The sequence below is a fragment of the Streptomyces spirodelae genome (assembly GCF_017676385.1).
In the GTDB taxonomy this organism is placed as follows: domain Bacteria; phylum Actinomycetota; class Actinomycetes; order Streptomycetales; family Streptomycetaceae; genus Streptomyces; species Streptomyces spirodelae.
The window spans coordinates 52,208-68,218 of record NZ_JAFFZN010000034.1 but is presented as its reverse complement, the minus strand read 5'-3'; the positions used below and the strand labels follow the sequence as shown (position 1 = coordinate 68,218).

Sequence of the window (16,011 nt, the reverse complement as noted above, 5' to 3'; positions counted from 1 at the left end):
CTCACTTGTCGACGTTCAGTACCGACAGGTCCTGGGCGGACTCGGGGACCGCGACCGTGCTGCGGTCGTCGGGGAGGGTCTGCACGGTGAAGGCCGGCAGTCCGGACTGCTCGCGCTCCAGGGTGCGGGACGCGTACAGCGGGCCGCCGGAGAGGCGCTCCACCGTCACCGCGTAGGGGCCCTTGCCGCCGTCGGGACGGGGCGGGGTGAACGCCTTGGTGGTGTGCGCCTTGACCGTGACGGTGGTGCTCTTGGGGCTGCCGCCGCCGCTGCCCGGCGACGCGGTCACCTTCACCCGTGCCGCGGTCTCGGGCGCGGTCAGCGCCAGGGTGGAGCCGGTCGCGGTGTTGCCCGCGGCGGTAGCGCGCTTGTTCACCGGCACGGTCGCGGGGACGAACGCCGTCTCCTGTTTGCCGCCCTTGCCGCGCAGCACCCGCGCCGCCGCCACCACGTCGGGGGCCTCCTCGCCGCCCTCGGCGGGCGAGAGCACCAGTGACCCGGCCTCGCCCTTGGTGAGGTCCTTCAGGTCGACGGTGGTGACCATTCCGGCCTTCACATGCAGCGACTCGTGGCCGGCCGGGCTGATCGTTCCGGACCGGCCCGCGAGCTTCACCTTGAGGTCGGCGTCCTTGTCCCCGGGGGCGAAGACGGACAGCCGGACGGAGGCCGCGTCCTCGGGGATGCCGGGCAGCACCACCCGGGGACTCGGGTCGGCGGCGGGAGGCAGCCAGTCGCCACCCAACTTGCGGTCCGAGGACTGCACTTGTGCACCGACCCGGCCGGACCGTGCGGTGACGTGGAGTGTCACATTGGTGACCGGTTCGGCGGTCAGGGTGGACAGCAGCACAGGGACGCTGGAGTGCGGTGGAACGGTGACGCCCTCGCCGGCACCCTGACCGGCCTTCTCCTTGCCCTCCTTGCCGTACAGGTCCAGGTCGACGACGGCGCTGGTGCTGTCCGGGTTGGTGAGGTGTACGTAGTCCTGCCGGTCCTCGGCGGTGCTGGCTCCGGGAAACCAGAACGACGTGTCGGGCGCCGTGCAGGAAGTGCCCTGCAGACCGCGTCCGGCACCGGCACCGATGCTCGTCGTCTGCTGCACGGTCCAGCCCGGTGCGAAGCGACCGTCCGCGCTGCCGGTCAGCGCGGGCGCCTTCGGGTCGTCCGTCTCGGCGGTCACGGGCGTGCCGGGGCTGCTGAGGGGGAGGAACGGTTTCCGGCTGCCCTTGTCGGCCGTCCCGGCGCCCTGGTCCTCTCCCCCGTCCTGTGTGCCCTTCTCGTCCTGCTCGTCCTTCTTCCCGTCCTTGTCCCCGTCGTCCCCGTCCTCGCTGTCGTCGGGGCTCTGCGGGGTGTCCGTCTCGGCGACTTCGGCGGGATACAGGGCTGCGCTGCCCTTCTTACCGGGGCCGCCCTTGGGCGTGAACGCCTCGTAGGAGGTCTCCGCGACGTCGGAGGTGCTCGGCTGCGGGCAGACCAGCGTGGAGCGCTCCACGGGCTTGTGCGCGGCCGCCTTGGCGCTCTCGCCGCCCTGCGCCGCCTCGTCCGGCGCGGACAGCGCGGCGACGCCGGTCACCGCGGCGAGCGCCACAGCGACGGCTCCGAAGCTGAGGACTGTGCGGTTCACTGCTGCTCGCTCCCGTTGCCGTTGCCGTACCTGCTGTCGTAGCCGGGCGTACCAGGCCCCTCGTAGTCCTGCTGATAGCCGTATGGGTCGGCGGGCTGCTGGGCCTCGTACTGCTGGGCCTGCCAGTCGTCATAGGAGGCGGGCTGCTGGTACGCGTCGTACGCGGGCTGCTGGTCGTACGACGGCTCATAGGGCTGCTGCTGCTCGTACGGCTGTTGCTGGTACGACTGCTGCTCATACGGCTGCTGCTCATAGGAGGGCTGCTCATACGGCTGCTGCTGCGGGATCTGGCCGTAGGAGGCCCCGCCGTAGGCGTCGTAGGAGGGCTGCTCGTACGGGGCGCCCTGCCCGTAGTCCGTCTGGCCCTGGTACGGCTGCTGCTGCGGCACGTAGGGCTGCTGCTGTTGACCGTACGGGTCGTAGGCGGGCTGCTCGGGGACGGGCGGCGGGCCCTGCGGAACAGGCGGCTCCTGCGGAGCGACCGGCTCCCCGGGCGAAGGCGCCGACGGGGCCTGGGCCGCCTCCGCGGCAGCACGGAGCCGGCGCGCCCTGCGGCCGTCCCCCAGCGCGGACGGGTCGGGCACCGCCGGCACGTCCGGCAGGTCGTCGTCCACCTCGCGCCGACGGCCGGGCAGTGCGAGGACGAGGACGAACAGCAGCAGGAAGCCCTGCGTCCACACCCACACCGTGTGGGTGAACGGGGTCTCGTGGCCGAGTTCCAGCTTGCCGCCCTCGGCGGGCAGTTCGAAGCCCTGCGCCCAGCCGTCCACCGTGACGCTCTTGAGCGGGGTGCCGTCGAGCGTGGCCTGCCAGCCGCTGTCGGCGCGGTCCGCGAGCCGCAGTACCCGCCCAGAGGGCCCGGACGGCAGCGTCGCGTGCGACTCGACGGGACCGGACGGAACCGCAACGGGCGCCGTCACCGCGCCCGCCGCGCCGTTCTCCTGCTTGCCGGGGACGATCGAGAGGCGGGAGACCTGACGGTCGACGCGCCACAGTGCGCTGCCGTCCTCCTGGCTGAGCCGGGTCAGTCCCGGCGTGGCGTCCAGGGTGCGGCTCATCTCGCGGGAGGCACCGTCGCGCAGCAGGACGTACCGGACGGCGTAGCCGCCCAGTTGGCTGGTCTGGTCGGCACCGGAGCCCGCGACGAGGTTGGAGACCACCTTGTCCAGGCGGGTGTCCTCGCCGTCGGCTGCCGCGAGTTCGGCGTCGCCCAAACGTGCGCCGGAGCCGCGCGCCAGCGTGTAGGTGACGCCCGAGGCGCCCTCGGGCTGGTCGAGCACCAGGGTGCGGGCCTGGTCGCTGGTGGTGCTCTCCTCCGCGACGAACGCGGGGACCTGCACCGGGTCGCGGCGCGAGAGCGGGCCGTCCGCTCCGCGCACCATCCAGCCGACCGCCGCGACCAGCGGTGCCAGCACACAGGCCACGGCGATCAGTGCGGCCACCGGCTGGCGCCATCCGAAGCTCTGGGCCGCTACGCGCTCCTTGGCGCCCTCGGCACCGACCGCGGCGGCGCACAGCAGCGCGAGCCCGTAGACGAGCGTGGCGGGACCGGCCCAGGCCGAGCCGTTGGACAGCCCCGCAGCCAGCAGTCCGGCCAGCGCGGCGACCCAGGCGGCCCGTACGGCGAGTCCGCGTTCGGTGCGCAGCAGTGCGGCGAGCCCGGCCGCTACCAGGCCGGCGAGGAACAGCGCGTCCGGGGTGCCGGGGCCACCGGGCGAGAGCATCAGCAGGTCGAGGGCGGAGGCCGCGCCCGTGCCGTAGTCCAGACCCGCCTCGTCGAGGAACTTCCCGGGGGAGGTGAACAGCGACAGCGACCAGGGCGCGAGCAGTACCAGCGGCGTCGACAGGGCCGCGGCCAGCCGGGCGGCGAGCGCGCCGAGTGAGGCACCGTACGCGCTGCGCGCCCCGAACGCCGCCAGGGCGAGCACGGCGGCCAGCGGCCACACCACCGGGGTGAAGGCCATGGTGAAGGTCAGCAGCAGCGCATACGCCCACGCCGCCCGCCAGCCGCCCTTGCCGCGCAGCCCACTGGCGGCGACCGCGGCACGTGCCAGCAGGGGCAGCAGAACGGCGAGTACGGCGGTGCCGATACGGCCCTGCGCGAGCGCACCGGTCGCGGCGGGCAGGAAGGCGTAGGCGACGCTCCCCCAGGCGCGCACCAGACGGGAGTCGACCAGGGGACGGGAGGCGAAGTAGGCGGTGACACCGGCGAGCGGCACCGAGCACACCAGCAGCAGTGTCAGCGTCAGGCCCGTACTGCCGAACAGCAGCGTGGCGAAGGTGGCGAGGACGGCCAGGTAGGGCGGGGCCGGCTCGGTGCCTCCCGTGCCGACCGGATGCCAGCCTTCGGCATGACGTGCCCACAGATCCGAGACCCCGTCGGGGACGGGCAGCAACGCGCCGCCTGCCAGTGCCCCGCCGCCCAGCAGCGCACGGCAGGCGACCAGGGAGACGACCAGCAGGACGGCGAAGAGGACAGGACCGGGCTTCTGGGCGAGCCGCTTGAGGCGCGCGAACTGTTCCACCTCCAGGAAGTCCGCGTCCTCGTCCCCGGGGCCCGACTCGACGGCGCCGTGCCGGCCTCCTGCGGAGGAGTCGGGCTCAGAGCGCCCGGTGAAGTTGCTGGTGACCTGTTCCAGGGTCGCCCGCACGGTGGCACCGGGAGGCGGGAAGAGAGACCGCAGTTCCTTGTGCGGGACGGCGGGCCTGCCCCGTTTGCGGCGTGCGGTCAGGATGCTCCCGCCGCGCAGCAGGGTGCCGGAGAGTCCGGCGATCTCGTCCAGTGCCTGCCGGGGCACCTTGCCGACCAGGTAGGCGAGAGTGCGCAACAGGGTTCCGACGACGAGGCGCAGCAGCACCCATGGCAGCAGTGCGCCCGGCATGTTGGCGAGCAGCGTGTAGACGGCGCCCGCCTTGTCGACGCGGTGCGGGCTGGCGCCGCCGCGGCTGGCACGGCCGACACAGTCGACGGGACGGCGCTCCCGTGAAGCGGCCTCGGCGTGCCGCATCACGGCGTCCGGCGCGGTCAGCACCCGGTGCCCGGCTGCCTGGGCGCGCCAGCACAGGTCGACGTCGTCGCGCATCAGGGGCAGCCGGCGGTCGAATCCGCCGAGCTGTTCGAAGACGTCGCGGCGGATGAGCATCCCGGCGGTCGAGACGGACAGCACGGGGCGCACCTGGTCGTGCTGGCCCTGGTCCTGTTCGCGGCGTTCGATGCCCGTCCAGCGGCGGCCGCTGTGCGCGATGGTCACGCCCGCCTCCAGCAGCTGCCGCTGGTCGTACCAGCTGCGCAGCTTGGGTCCTGTGACGGTGACCGACGGGTCGGCGTCCACGACGCGCAGCAGCTGCGCCAGGGTGTCGGGCTCGGGCGCGCAGTCGTCGTGCAGCAGCCACAGCCACTGCACGGGCTCGCCGTAGGGCAGCTCGGGCAGGTCGTAGGCGTCGTCGCGCCAGGTGCGGTTGACCGGGTCCCAGCCGCTGGGCCGCTTGAGGTAGGGCAGGTCGTCGGGGGTGAGCCAGCGCGCCGTGCGGGCTGCCTCCTCGACGGCGGTGCCGAACCCGGTGCGCCGCGCCATGTGCAGGACGCGCTCGGCGCCGAGCGCTTCGGTCAGCAGCTGCGCCGAGTCGTCCGCGCTGCCGGTGTCCGCAGCGACGATGTTCTGCACCGGGCGGCTCTGCTCCAGCAGCCCGCTCAGCGCGTCGGGCAGCCAGCGGGCGCCGTCGTGGGCGACGATGACGGCGGTGACGACGTGCCGGGGGAACTCGGGTGGCTCCACAGTGGCCAACCCTGCTGCGGCCGCCTCGTAGTGGGCCGCCATGTGGCTGTGCACGGACATCGAGGTAGGGGCCCTCCCCGGGGTGCCGGGGCCTCGCGGCAGTGCCGCGGTCTGGCTGCAAGCCCCCGGAAGACGCGTATCGGAGCGGTGAACGCAGCGCCCTTGGCGGGGCGGTGCGTCGCGGACGGCCCCACACTAACGGCTCGCCCTCGCGCGCCTTGCGGTCCGTGGCAACTACCCCGGCCGGGCTCCGGGTTGCCCGGTCGAGCGGTGCGGGCCACGACCCGGGCCCCTGGGGTCGCGGGCATGACTGATCGGCCGGTCCTACGGGACTCCGGCAGGGGTCTCCGGTACGGGACGGGTCGGACGGCGGCTGGACAGTCGGGCAGCGGCTAGACAGCTGCCTTCTTCAGGCGGCGCCGTTCACGTTCGGACAGGCCGCCCCAAATACCGAAACGCTCGTCATTGGCGAGGGCGTATTCGAGGCATTCGGAGCGGACTTCACACGCGAGACAGACTTTTTTTGCCTCGCGGGTGGAACCGCCCTTCTCGGGGAAGAACGACTCGGGATCGGTCTGAGCGCACAAGGCGCGCTCCTGCCAGCCCAGCTCCTCGTCCGCCTCTTCGACCAGCAGTTGTTGGAACAGCTCGGTCATGTGCGCCCCTCGATCCGTCTCTTCGACCCCGTGATGCTGTCGTTATCGAACCCTCTTGAACGACACGAGTGAAATTACAAGTGTGCCGATCCGGGGCAGTCAAGCCGAGATCTGCTATTGAGCCCGTTATTCACCCGGCGGAACCAAGCTTTCGCAGTAAGTGTTCAAATCACTACGAACTATGACACTCGCGCCCGGAGTCCGGGCGTTTTGCCCGACTCCTGTATGCAGAACGCGATGACCTGCGATCACGTTCCGCATGAACGCCCGGATGGCCCTGATCACACTCTGATCACGGAAGCGCAACGGCGTACAGGCAGGCCCACGACACCACCCGACGGGCGCGAGGCGGCACCTCTCCGACGCGGGAGGGCACAAACCTTTCTCCGGCCACTGGGACCGGAAGGGGTGAAAGATTCGCCACAAACGCGACAACAAGTTGACACCTGGGGCACGGGGGCGCTGTTCTGGAGCGCATGGCAGTGACCTCTGAGACCCGTACGGCCCGTGGCGCCTTCGCCGCGCGGCCTGCCGGGGGCGCGTCCGCGCTCCCCCGCGCCGCTTCTCACGTCCTGGAGCCCCACCGCTGTCGCTGTCCGCGCGGCTGTCACGCACGCTGTCGCTGAGGCTGCCGAAGCCCCGCCCGGCCTGAGCCCGGCGCCGATCCCTCGGCCACCCCGAAGCTGGTCGGGTCCGCCGTCGAGCACCCGCTCCGGCCGAGCGTGCCGCACCCTCCCGCATCTCCCGTCGCGCCCCTGAGCGCCCTGCCCAGCCGCCTCCGGCCGTACGCCGGACCGGCGCCTCCGCCCCGCCCGGCCGTCTGCCGGCACTCGCACGAAGGCACTCCCGCACGTGAACAGCGACCTCGAAATCGCGGGCGACCCGCTCGCCATTCCGCACCTCCTCCCCCCTGCCCCCGCGCACCCCGCAACCGTCGCGGACTTCGCCGGGCTGATCCGTGAGCTCGCCGCCGACCGCGCCGCCTGGGCGCCGCTGGTGCGCTACGACCCGACCCTGCGCTGGTACCACCGGCTGCGCACCGGCCCCGGATACGAGGTCTGGCTGCTCAGCTGGCTGCCCGGGCAGGGCAGTGGACGGCACGACCACGGGCGTTCGTTCGGCGTGTTCGGCGTACTGGCGGGCGAGTTGACCGAACACAGCGGAACCAAACGCGTTCTCTCCCGCGGAACGGTGCGGGTCTTCGCGCCCGGCTATGTGCACGAGGTGGTCAACGACGGCCTGGAGCCCGTGGTGAGCGTGCACGTGTACGCGCCCGGGCTGACCGAGATGCCGCAGCACTGCTCCATGGGCCCCGCCGTCGAGCGGAACGTCGCACAGCAGACCCCGGCCTGAGGTGACGGCGCGCGGCGCGCGGCGGAACGGGGGTCACAGCGGACCTGTTGTCGGGTGCAAGTACCGGGCTGCGAGACTGGTGCGCATGCAGCGCATTGTGGTTCTGGCCGGGGGCATCGGCGGTGCCCGCTTTCTGCGCGGGCTCAGGTCCGCGGTGCCCGACGCGGAGATCACCGTCGTCGGCAACACCGGTGACGACATCCATCTGTTCGGACTGAAGGTCTGCCCCGACCTCGACACCGTGATGTACACCCTGGGCGGGGGCATCCACGAGGAACAGGGCTGGGGGCGGGCCGAGGAGACCTTCGTGGTCAAGGAGGAGCTGGCCGCCTACGGCGTGGGCCCCGAGTGGTTCGGGCTGGGCGACCGGGACTTCGCCACCCATATCGTCCGTACTCAGATGATCTCCGCGGGATACCCGCTCAGCGCCGTCACCGAGGCACTGTGCGCGCGCTGGCAGCCCGGGGTGCGGCTGCTGCCGATGACGGACGACCGGGTCGAGACACATGTGCTGATCGACGACCCCGACGCGGAGGGCGGTGCGGACGGCAAGGCTGCCCGCAAGGCGGTGCACTTCCAGGAGTACTGGGTGCGGCTGCGGGCCTCCGTGGACGCGCACGCCGTGGTGCCCGTCGGCGCCGACTCCGCCAAGCCGGCCCCCGGGGTGCTGGAGGCCGTCGCGGAGGCCGACACCGTGCTGTTCCCGCCGTCCAACCCGGTGGTCAGCATCGGCACGATCCTGGCCGTGCCCGGCATCCGGGAGGCCATCGCCGACGCGGGCGTGCCGGTCGTCGGGCTCTCCCCCATCGTCGGGGACGCGCCGGTGCGCGGTATGGCGGACAAGGTACTGGCCGCCGTCGGCGTCGAGACCTCCGCCGCCGCCGTCGCCGCGCACTACGGCTCGGGGCTGCTGGACGGCTGGCTGGTCGACACCGTCGATGCGGGCACCGTAGCGGCCGTGGAGGAGGCGGGCATCCGCTGCCGCGCCGTTCCGCTGCTGATGCGCGACGAACAGGCCACCGCTGAAATGGCCCGGCAGGCGCTGGAACTGGCCGAGGAGGTACGGGCGTGACAGCGGACGCGACAGAGACGGCCGAGGCACCAAGGGCTCCGGAGTACGCCCGGGTCACAGAGTCCGCCCCGGTGGCGGAGCCCACCCGCACACCGGGGCCCGCGTACGAGGTCTGGGCGCTGCCCGGCATTCCCGAGGTGCACCCCGGCGACGACCTGGTGGAGCTCGTCGTCGCTGCTGCCACTTCACCCGGCGGGCGCGGGCTGGTGGACGGCGACGTACTCGTCGTCACCTCGAAGATCGTCAGCAAGGCCGAGGGCCGCGTCGTGCAGGCCGACGACCGGGAGGCGGCCGTCGAGGCCGAGACCGTACGCGTCGTGGCGCGGCGCGGGGCGGCCAGGATCGTGGAGTCCCGGCACGGCTTCGTGATGGCGGCCGCCGGGGTCGACGCCTCCAACACGCCCAAGGGCACGGTGCTGCTGCTGCCCGAGGACCCGGACGCTGCGGCCCGGCAGGTGCGCGACGGGGTACGGGAGGCGCTGGGCGTCACCGTCGGCGTCGTCGTCACCGACACCTTCGGACGGCCCTGGCGCGAGGGCCAGACCGATGTGGCGATCGGCGCCGCCGGGGTGCGGGTCCTGCAGGACCTGCGCGGCAGCGTCGACATGTACGGCAACCCACTGGGAGTGACCGTCACCGCAGTGGGGGACGAACTGGCGGCGGCGGGCGAACTGGTCAAGGGGAAGGCGAGCGGGCTGCCGGTCGCGGTGGTGCGCGGGCTGGCGCAGCACGTGCTGCCCGCGCCGGAAGCGGGCGGCAGCGGCCGGGAGAAGACGGCGGGGGCGGAGGCAGCGGGGGCCGAGACGGCGCGCGAGGAGACGGCGCGCGCGCTGGTGCGGGACGCCGCCAACGACATGTTCCGGCTGGGCACCTCGGAGGCCGTGCGCGAAGCGGTGACGCTGCGCCGGACGGTACGCGAGTTCACCGCCGAGCCGGTGGACGGGCAGGCGGTACGCCGTGCGGTCGCCGCTGCGGTGACCGCTCCCGCTCCGCACCACACCACCCCCTGGCGGTTCGTCCTGCTGGAGAGCGAGCAGTCGCGGACCCGGCTGCTGGACGCCATGCGGGAGGCGTGGGTCGCGGATCTGCGCGCGGACGGCAAGAGCGAGCAGAGCATCGCCAAGCGCGTCCGGCGCGGCGACGTGCTGCGCAACGCGCCGTGTCTGGCCGTGCCCTGCCTGGTGATGGACGGTTCGCACACCTATCCGGACGATCGCCGCAACGCCGCCGAACGCGAGATGTTCGTGGTGGCGACGGGCGCGGGCATCCAGAACTTCCTCGTCGCTCTGGCCGGGGAACGGCTGGGGTCGGCTTGGATCTCCTCCACCATGTTCTGCCGCGACGTGGTGCGCGAGGTGCTGGAGCTGCCCGCGGGCTGGGACCCGATGGGCGCCGTGGCCATCGGCCACCCGGCGGCACCGCCCCGCGCACGCCCGGCGCGCTCGGCGGCGGACTTCGTCGTGGAGCGCTGAGCCGCGCCCGTACGCCCTTGCAGCGTGGCTGTGTCCCCACCGAACGCTTACAGCGGGGCTATGTTCCCCACCGGGAAACGGGGCTGACGGCGTGGCATGCGCGGGCCGCCCAGCAGGATGAGGCGGCCGGCCCGGTGCCGCTGTCCCGTGTAGGGGGCCAGCAGCTCCAGCATGCCGTCGTCGTCGGTGCCCCGCGCGCCGGTGAGCGCGTAGCCGATCAGCCGCGGCAGATGCAGATCTCCGACCGTGATGGCGTCCGGCTCCCCGTTCGAACGCTGGAGGACCTCGGCCGCCGTCCACGGTCCGATGCCGGGGATCGCCTGGAGCCGGGCCAGCGCCGCCGCCAGGTCCATCCTGGCCGCCTCCTCCATCCGGCTCGCCCGCTGAAGTGCGCGCAGGATGGCGGCGGAGCGCTTCTGGTCGACACCGGCCCTGTGCCACTCCCAGGAGGGGATGCGCAGCCAGTCGCGCGGATGCGGCATCACCCACAGGTCGGGGTGCGGGCCGGGCGCACGCTCGCCGAACCGGCGCACGAGCAGCCGCCATGCGCGGTATGCCTCATCCGTGGTGATCTTCTGTTCCAGGACAGTGGGGATCAGCGCCTCCACCACCCGGCCCGTGCGGATCAGCCGCAGCCCGGGATGGCGGCGGTGCGCCTCGCGGGTGAGGTCGTGGTGCGGGACGAAGGCGTGCGGGTCGTCCTCCGCGCCGAGCAGCGCCGGCAGCCCCTCCAGCAGCCACTGCGCGCCCGGCCCCCACGCCTGCGCGCACACGACGCCGTCGGTGCCGCCGCGGCGCGTCCACACCTTGAGCGTCGCCGGGCCGTCCGGGGTGCGGGTACCGCGCCAGACCGCGCCGCCCTCGGTGCGGTACGTCGGGTCGTACGGCCCCCGGCGCAGCACGCCGAGGCTGCCGTGCAGGTCGTACGGGCCCGGCGGGGTCCAGGTGCGGGTGAGTGGCGACACGGGCAGCAAGCGTACGGTCCCCCACTGACAGCCAGGCCGTCGCCGGGGGGCGACCGACAGCCAAGCCGTCGCCGGGGGCTACTGGTCCGAGGAGAAGCGCACCGCGCCGGCTGGTATGCGGGCGTCGCACCACACCCGGATGCCGCCGCGCAGTTCGTTGCCCTCCCCGATGACCGCGCCGTCGCCGATGACCGCGCCGTCCAGCACGGTGTCGGCTCCGATCCGTGCCCCGGCGCCGATCAGCGAGTCCCTGATGCGCGCTCCCGGTGCCACCACCGCGCCGTCCAGCAGTGCGCTGCCGTCGATCCGGGCACCGGCTCCGACCTGGGCCCCCGCTCCGGCGACGGTGCCGCCTGTGAGCTTGGCGTCCCCGGCCACCGCCGCGCTGTCCAGGATCAGCCGCTCCCCGCATCTGCCCGGCACGGCGGGCGAGGGCGCGCGGCCCAGTACGAGGTCGGCGGAGCCGCGTACGAACGATTCGGGGGTGCCCAGGTCGAGCCAGTAGGTGGAGTCGACCATGCCGTGCAGCTTCGCGCCCGCGGCCAGCAGTCCGGGGAAGGTCTCCCGTTCGACGGAGACCGGCCGTCCGGCGGGGATGGAGTCGATGACGGAACGGGTGAAGACGTAGGCCCCGGCGTTGATCTGGTCGGTGACGATCTCCTCGGGCGTCTGCGGTTTCTCCAGGAACGCGGTCACCCGGCCCGTGCCGTCCGTGGGGACGAGCCCGAAGGCGCGCGGGTCCGTCACCCGCGTCAGGTGCAGCGAGACGTCCGCAGCCGCCCGGGTGTGCTGGTCGACCAGTGCGCGGATGTCGAGCCCGGAGAGGATGTCGCCGTTGAAGACGAGCACCGGTTCGTCGGGGCGCGAGTAGAGGCGGGAGGCGACATTGCGGATGGCGCCGCCGGTGCCGAGCGGCTCCTCCTCCGTGACGTACTCCAGGTGGAGTCCCAGCTGGGACCCGTCCCCGAAGTACGGCTCGAAGACCTCGGCGAGATAAGAGGTGGCCATCACCACGTGGTCGACGCCCGCGGCGCGGGCCCGGGCCAGTTGGTGGCTGAGGAAGGGCACGCCTGCGGCGGGGACCATGGGCTTGGGGGTGTTCACCGTGAGCGGACGCAGCCGGGTGCCCTTGCCCCCGACCAGAAGGATCGCTTCTGTCACCTGTTGTCTCTGCTTCCTGCCGGGGTCCGCCGACCGCCCTTCAGGCGACCGGCGGACAGTGTATGCAGACACGCACGCACGCTTGGACGGCCCTGTGCGCCCGTCCCCGGCAGACGCTTCCGGCGGCTCGGTGGTTCACCCGCGAGCTGTGCTCAGCGGCCCTGCAGGTGAGCCGCGGCGGTGCGGATCTCGCCGAGCTTGCCGTAGAGGCGGGCACCGGGGCACTCGGTGACATACCCGTCCTTGTGCCCGGAGACCGTGTGGAACCGAATCTTGCGGCCCTTCTTGAACTTGCCGCCACCGGACTTCAGCCAGGTCTTGCCCGCCGGGTCGACGCCGGACAGGCCCAGCTTCCAGGCGGTGAGCCGGGCGATGGCGTCGACCGCACGCTGCGGGGGCTTCGTCTTGTTGAAGGAGCCCAGAACGGCGATGCCCGTGGTGTTGGTGTTGAAGCCGTAGGTGTGGGCTCCCCGCACCGCCTTGGCCACCCCGCCGGACCGGCCTTCGTAGATGGTGCCGCACTTGTCGATGAGGAAGTTGTAGCCGATGTCCCGCCACTTGCTGCTCTTGACGTGGTAGCGGTACATCGCGCGGATGATGGAGGGCGCCTTCGAGCACTTGTAGGTGTTCGACATCGCGGTGTGGTGCACGAAGGCGGCCTTCACCGTCTTGGTGTAGGCGTGCCCGGGCTCGCGGAGCTTCTCGTTCGCGCCCCAGCCCCTGCGGGTGACGATGCGGGGACGCGGGCCGACGGACGAGCCGCCCGTCTGGTACTCGGCCTCGGTCGCCTCCTTTGTGAGCTCGGGCAGTACGGCGCCGGTCCCGGCCTGGCCGCTCATCGCGCCGTCGCCGGTGCCGGTTTCGCTTCCGGTCTGGGGGGTGCTTCCGCTCTGGGGGTCGCTTCCGGCCTGGGAGTCGCCTCCGGTCTGCGGATCGCCTCCGGCCTGGGGCTCGCCTCCGGTCGCCGGTTCGGTCCCGGTGTCGGGTGCCGAGCCTGCTGCGGCTCCGGTGTCGGTTCCGGGGGCCTTGTCCGGGTCGGGTGCCTTGTCCGGGCCCGGGCCACGGTCCGGCTCCGCCGTCTTCGGCTCTCCGGGCGTCTGCACCGGACCGGACTGCTCGTCCGGTCCCGGATCGACCAGTTCCAGACGGAGCCCGTCGGGGAGCGACACGCTGGAGGCCGCCGACTCGGGCAGGACACGGGCCTCGACTCCGTCTGACGGGCCGACCCACAGCGGGGCCGTGGCACCCCGGGCCCGGCCGCCCTCGCCGGCGGGCCCGGCGCCACTGGGGTGGGCTTCCAGTTGCTGCCACTCCGACCAGCGGCCGGTGTCCGCATCGCGGGCGCGCACCTCGACGCGCCCCCTCAGCGGTTGGTCCGCACGGTCCCAGACGACGCCGAGGAGGGAGTACGGGCGCACAGTACGGGCGGAGACCACCCGCACGGCGGAGTCGGCCTCACCCGGCGCACGGGGCCCGGCCGAAGACTTGGGCGACTCGTCGAAGGAGAGCGATTGGGTGTGCCCCGCGACCGCGGAGGGAGAGGACGGCGCGGACCGGGAGGACGGGGCAGCCGGGGAGGGGGACAGTGCGGCTGCCGGGACAAGGGGGGCCAGCGGCAACAGCAGGGCCGCCGCACTGGCGACACCGATCGATTGAGCGAGATTCGCACGCATACCCATGATCATGGACATATGTGATTATTCCTGTCTATTGACGCACCGCCAGCTGGGCGCCCGCGTACGCTTGCGCGAATGAACGACTCCGATCGCACCCCCGCCGGCCTGCTGCGCACCGCCCTGTCCGACGACCCGTCACGTCCCCTGGTGACGTACTACGACGACGCGACGGGCGAGCGTGTCGAGCTGTCCGTCGCGACGTTCGCCAACTGGGTGGCCAAGACCGCGAACCTGCTCCAGGACGAGTTGTCGGCCGAGCCCGGCGACCGGCTCGCGCTGCTGCTGCCGGCGCACTGGCAGACGGCCGTATGGCTGCTGGCCTGCTCCTCGGTGGGTGTCGTCGCCGATCTGGGTGGCGACGCCTCCGGTGCCGACCTGGTGGTCAGCGGCCCCGACACCCTGGAGGCGGCTCGCACCTGCTCCGGCGAGCGGGTGGCGCTCAGCCTGCGGCCGATGGGCGGGCGCTTCCCGCAGCCGCCAGAGGGCTTCGTCGACTACGCGGTCGAGGTGCCTGGACAGGGCGACCAGTTCGCCCCGTATGTTCCGGTCGATCCGGAAGCACCCGCTCTGACGCTGCCCGACGGCAGCGAACTGACGGGGGCCCGGACGGTGGAGCGGGCCCGCGCGGATGCCGCGGAGCGCGGACTGCAGCCCGGCGCGCGAATGCTGTCCGCACTGCCGTACGACGGCTGGGAGGGCATCAGCGCGGGACTGCTGGCCCCGCTGGCGAGCGGCGGTTCGGTGGTGCTCGCCCCGCGGCTGGAGCGGCTGGACGCCGCCTCGCTCGACCAGCGGAAGGCGAGCGAGCGGGTCACGCACACCGCGCCGTGACGGCGGGGCACCCGGACGGCAGGAGCACACCCGAGGAGTGGGGCGGGCCGGATGAGTCAGGTGGTCCGTACAACCTTGCGAGTGGTTCGAGCGTCTGTCTTCGTAACCGGTGCACCCGTACGCCTGTACGCCCTGTACTCCGTGTGCGCCGGCGCCGCCACACGAGGGATGAACAGCCGTGACCGATCCGGGTACCACCGAAGCCGACCCCGGCGCTCCAGGCTCGACTTCCGTCCGCCCTCGCGCGCGCCGCTGGCTGCGCTGGGGGGCGCTGGGCGCCTCGGTCCTGGTGCTGGCCGTCGCCGCGACGGGCTGGTCCCTCTACCGGAAGCTGGACGGGAACATCCGTACCGACTCCGACACGGCCCAGGCGCTCGCACCGTACGAGAAGGAGCGCCCCACACCGGTGCGCGTTGCGGGCGAAGCCCGCAACATCCTCGTCCTGGGCTCGGACAACCGCGGCGACGGCAACGGTGCCTACGGCCGGGACGAGGGCAGCCAGCGCTCGGACACGGCGATCCTGTTGCACATAGCCGCCGATGGACGCAGCGCGACGGGGATGTCGATACCGCGCGACCTGATGGTGGACATCCCCGACTGCAGACGGCCGGACGGTTCGCACAGCCGAGCGCAGTTCGCCCAGTTCAACTGGGCGTTCCAGGCGGGCGGCGCGGCCTGCGCGATCCGCACCGTGGAGAAGATGACCGACATCCGTGTCGACCACCATCTGGTCGTCGACTTCCGGGGCTTCAAGAAGCTGGTGGACGCGGTGGGCGGGGTGGAGGTCTGCCTCGCCGAGCCGGTGCACGACCGGGAGGCGAAGCTCGATCTGCCCGCCGGGCGGCAGACGCTGGACGGCGAGGACGCGCTCGGATACGTCCGCGCCCGGCACGGTCTGGGCAACGGCAGCGACACACAGCGCATAGAGCGACAGCAACGGTTTCTGGGATCTCTGGTGAAGAAGGTGCGCAGCAACGGCGTGCTACTGAATCCCACCCGTGCGTATCCGGTGCTGGATGCGGCGACCTCGTCATTGACCGCGGATTCCGGTCTTGATTCTCTCTCGGAACTGTACGAACTAGTGCGCAGCGTGCGGGATATCCCCGAAGACCACATCCGTTTTCTTACGGTGCCCCGCCGCTCCTACAGACTGGACATCAATCGGGACGAGCTGGTGCAGCCGGACGCCGACGAGCTCTTCACCAAGCTGCGCGAGGACCGCCCGGTACGCGTCGGGGATTCCGAAGCCCCGAAGGAGGCCCGGAAGGCGGGCGGAAAGGAGGAGGCGGACGAGGCGTACCGCGGAACGACGGCAGACCTGGACATCTGCGCGAACGAATGACGCTGGGAATGGGCCGAATTGACCGTTTCCGGATGCACGGAATTTGTCACCGGCGTCGCTGGCCGCAGAACCTGCCGGATAGTGTG

The 16,011-nt window shown here is 72.4% G+C and carries 11 protein-coding genes; 5 read left to right on the top strand and 6 right to left on the bottom strand.

Annotated elements, in window-relative coordinates; genetic code table 11:
- Window position 1: 1 nt before the first annotated feature.
- The 3 genes from JW592_RS28700 to JW592_RS28690 all read right to left on the bottom strand — a co-directional run bounded on the left by JW592_RS28700 (window position 2) and on the right by JW592_RS28690 (window position 6,053).
- Window positions 2–1,621 (bottom strand): DUF5719 family protein, encoded by a 1,620-nt coding sequence (locus JW592_RS28700; protein ID WP_209268157.1) that lies wholly within the window; start codon window positions 1,619–1,621, stop codon window positions 2–4.
- Window positions 1,618–5,457, bottom strand: a complete 3,840-nt coding sequence (locus JW592_RS28695) for a glycosyltransferase family 2 protein (RefSeq protein WP_209268156.1) — start codon at window positions 5,455–5,457, stop codon at window positions 1,618–1,620. Before JW592_RS28695 ends, JW592_RS28700 begins: the two co-directional genes overlap by 4 nt.
- Before the next feature lie 332 nt (window positions 5,458–5,789).
- Window positions 5,790–6,053, bottom strand: coding sequence for a WhiB family transcriptional regulator (locus JW592_RS28690; RefSeq protein ID WP_004952403.1), 264 nt, complete (start codon window positions 6,051–6,053; stop codon window positions 5,790–5,792).
- A gap of 852 nt (window positions 6,054–6,905) precedes the next feature.
- On the opposite strand from JW592_RS28690, the gene JW592_RS28685 reads away from it, so the two are divergent.
- From JW592_RS28685 to JW592_RS28675, 3 genes are all read left to right on the top strand, one after another.
- Window positions 6,906–7,406 carry a cysteine dioxygenase gene (locus tag JW592_RS28685; RefSeq protein WP_209268155.1) on the top strand — a complete coding sequence of 167 codons (501 nt, stop codon included), beginning with the start codon at window positions 6,906–6,908 and terminating at the stop codon, window positions 7,404–7,406.
- Between the two features lie 85 nt (window positions 7,407–7,491).
- Window positions 7,492–8,478: a 2-phospho-L-lactate transferase gene (cofD, locus tag JW592_RS28680; RefSeq protein ID WP_209268154.1), complete on the top strand. Its 987-nt coding sequence runs from the start codon at window positions 7,492–7,494 to the stop codon at window positions 8,476–8,478.
- A 71-nt stretch (window positions 8,479–8,549) separates the two neighbouring features.
- Window positions 8,550–9,950: a coenzyme F420-0:L-glutamate ligase gene (locus tag JW592_RS28675; RefSeq protein WP_209268179.1), complete on the top strand. Its 1,401-nt coding sequence runs from the start codon at window positions 8,550–8,552 to the stop codon at window positions 9,948–9,950.
- A 47-nt stretch (window positions 9,951–9,997) separates the two neighbouring features.
- Here the strand turns inward: JW592_RS28675 and JW592_RS28670 are convergent, their stop codons facing one another.
- The 3 genes from JW592_RS28670 to JW592_RS28660 form a co-directional block, all read right to left on the bottom strand.
- The gene (locus JW592_RS28670; RefSeq protein WP_372446591.1) at window positions 9,998–10,915 is read right to left on the bottom strand and encodes a DNA-3-methyladenine glycosylase family protein; all 918 of its coding nucleotides are present in this window, start codon (window positions 10,913–10,915) and stop codon (window positions 9,998–10,000) included.
- Window positions 10,916–10,993: 78 nt separating this feature from the next.
- The gene (manB, locus tag JW592_RS28665; RefSeq protein ID WP_209268153.1) at window positions 10,994–12,076 is read right to left on the bottom strand and encodes a mannose-1-phosphate guanylyltransferase; all 1,083 of its coding nucleotides are present in this window, start codon (window positions 12,074–12,076) and stop codon (window positions 10,994–10,996) included.
- Between the two features lie 152 nt (window positions 12,077–12,228).
- On the bottom strand, window positions 12,229–13,749 hold the full coding sequence (locus JW592_RS28660) for an N-acetylmuramoyl-L-alanine amidase (RefSeq protein WP_209268152.1): 1,521 nt from the start codon (window positions 13,747–13,749) through the stop codon (window positions 12,229–12,231).
- 78 nt (window positions 13,750–13,827) lie between these two features.
- On the opposite strand from JW592_RS28660, the gene JW592_RS28655 reads away from it, so the two are divergent.
- On the top strand, window positions 13,828–14,583 hold the full coding sequence (locus JW592_RS28655; RefSeq protein WP_209268151.1) for a TIGR03089 family protein: 756 nt from the start codon (window positions 13,828–13,830) through the stop codon (window positions 14,581–14,583).
- A 178-nt stretch (window positions 14,584–14,761) separates the two neighbouring features.
- Window positions 14,762–15,925 (top strand): LCP family protein, encoded by a 1,164-nt coding sequence (locus tag JW592_RS28650; RefSeq protein WP_209268150.1) that lies wholly within the window; start codon window positions 14,762–14,764, stop codon window positions 15,923–15,925.
- Window positions 15,926–16,011: the final 86 nt, after the last annotated feature.

Excerpts from the sequence above, each read along its gene's own strand:
- JW592_RS28695 (WP_209268156.1), bottom strand. The coding sequence starts at position 5,457 with ATGTCCGTGCACAGCCACATGGCGGCCCACTACGAGGCGGCCGCAGCA.
- JW592_RS28690 (WP_004952403.1), bottom strand. The coding sequence starts at position 6,053 with ATGACCGAGCTGTTCCAACAACTGCTGGTCGAAGAGGCGGACGAGGAG.
- cofD (WP_209268154.1), top strand. The coding sequence starts at position 7,492 with ATGCAGCGCATTGTGGTTCTGGCCGGGGGCATCGGCGGTGCCCGCTTT.
- JW592_RS28660 (WP_209268152.1), bottom strand. The coding sequence starts at position 13,749 with ATGCGTGCGAATCTCGCTCAATCGATCGGTGTCGCCAGTGCGGCGGCC.
- JW592_RS28655 (WP_209268151.1), top strand. The coding sequence starts at position 13,828 with ATGAACGACTCCGATCGCACCCCCGCCGGCCTGCTGCGCACCGCCCTG.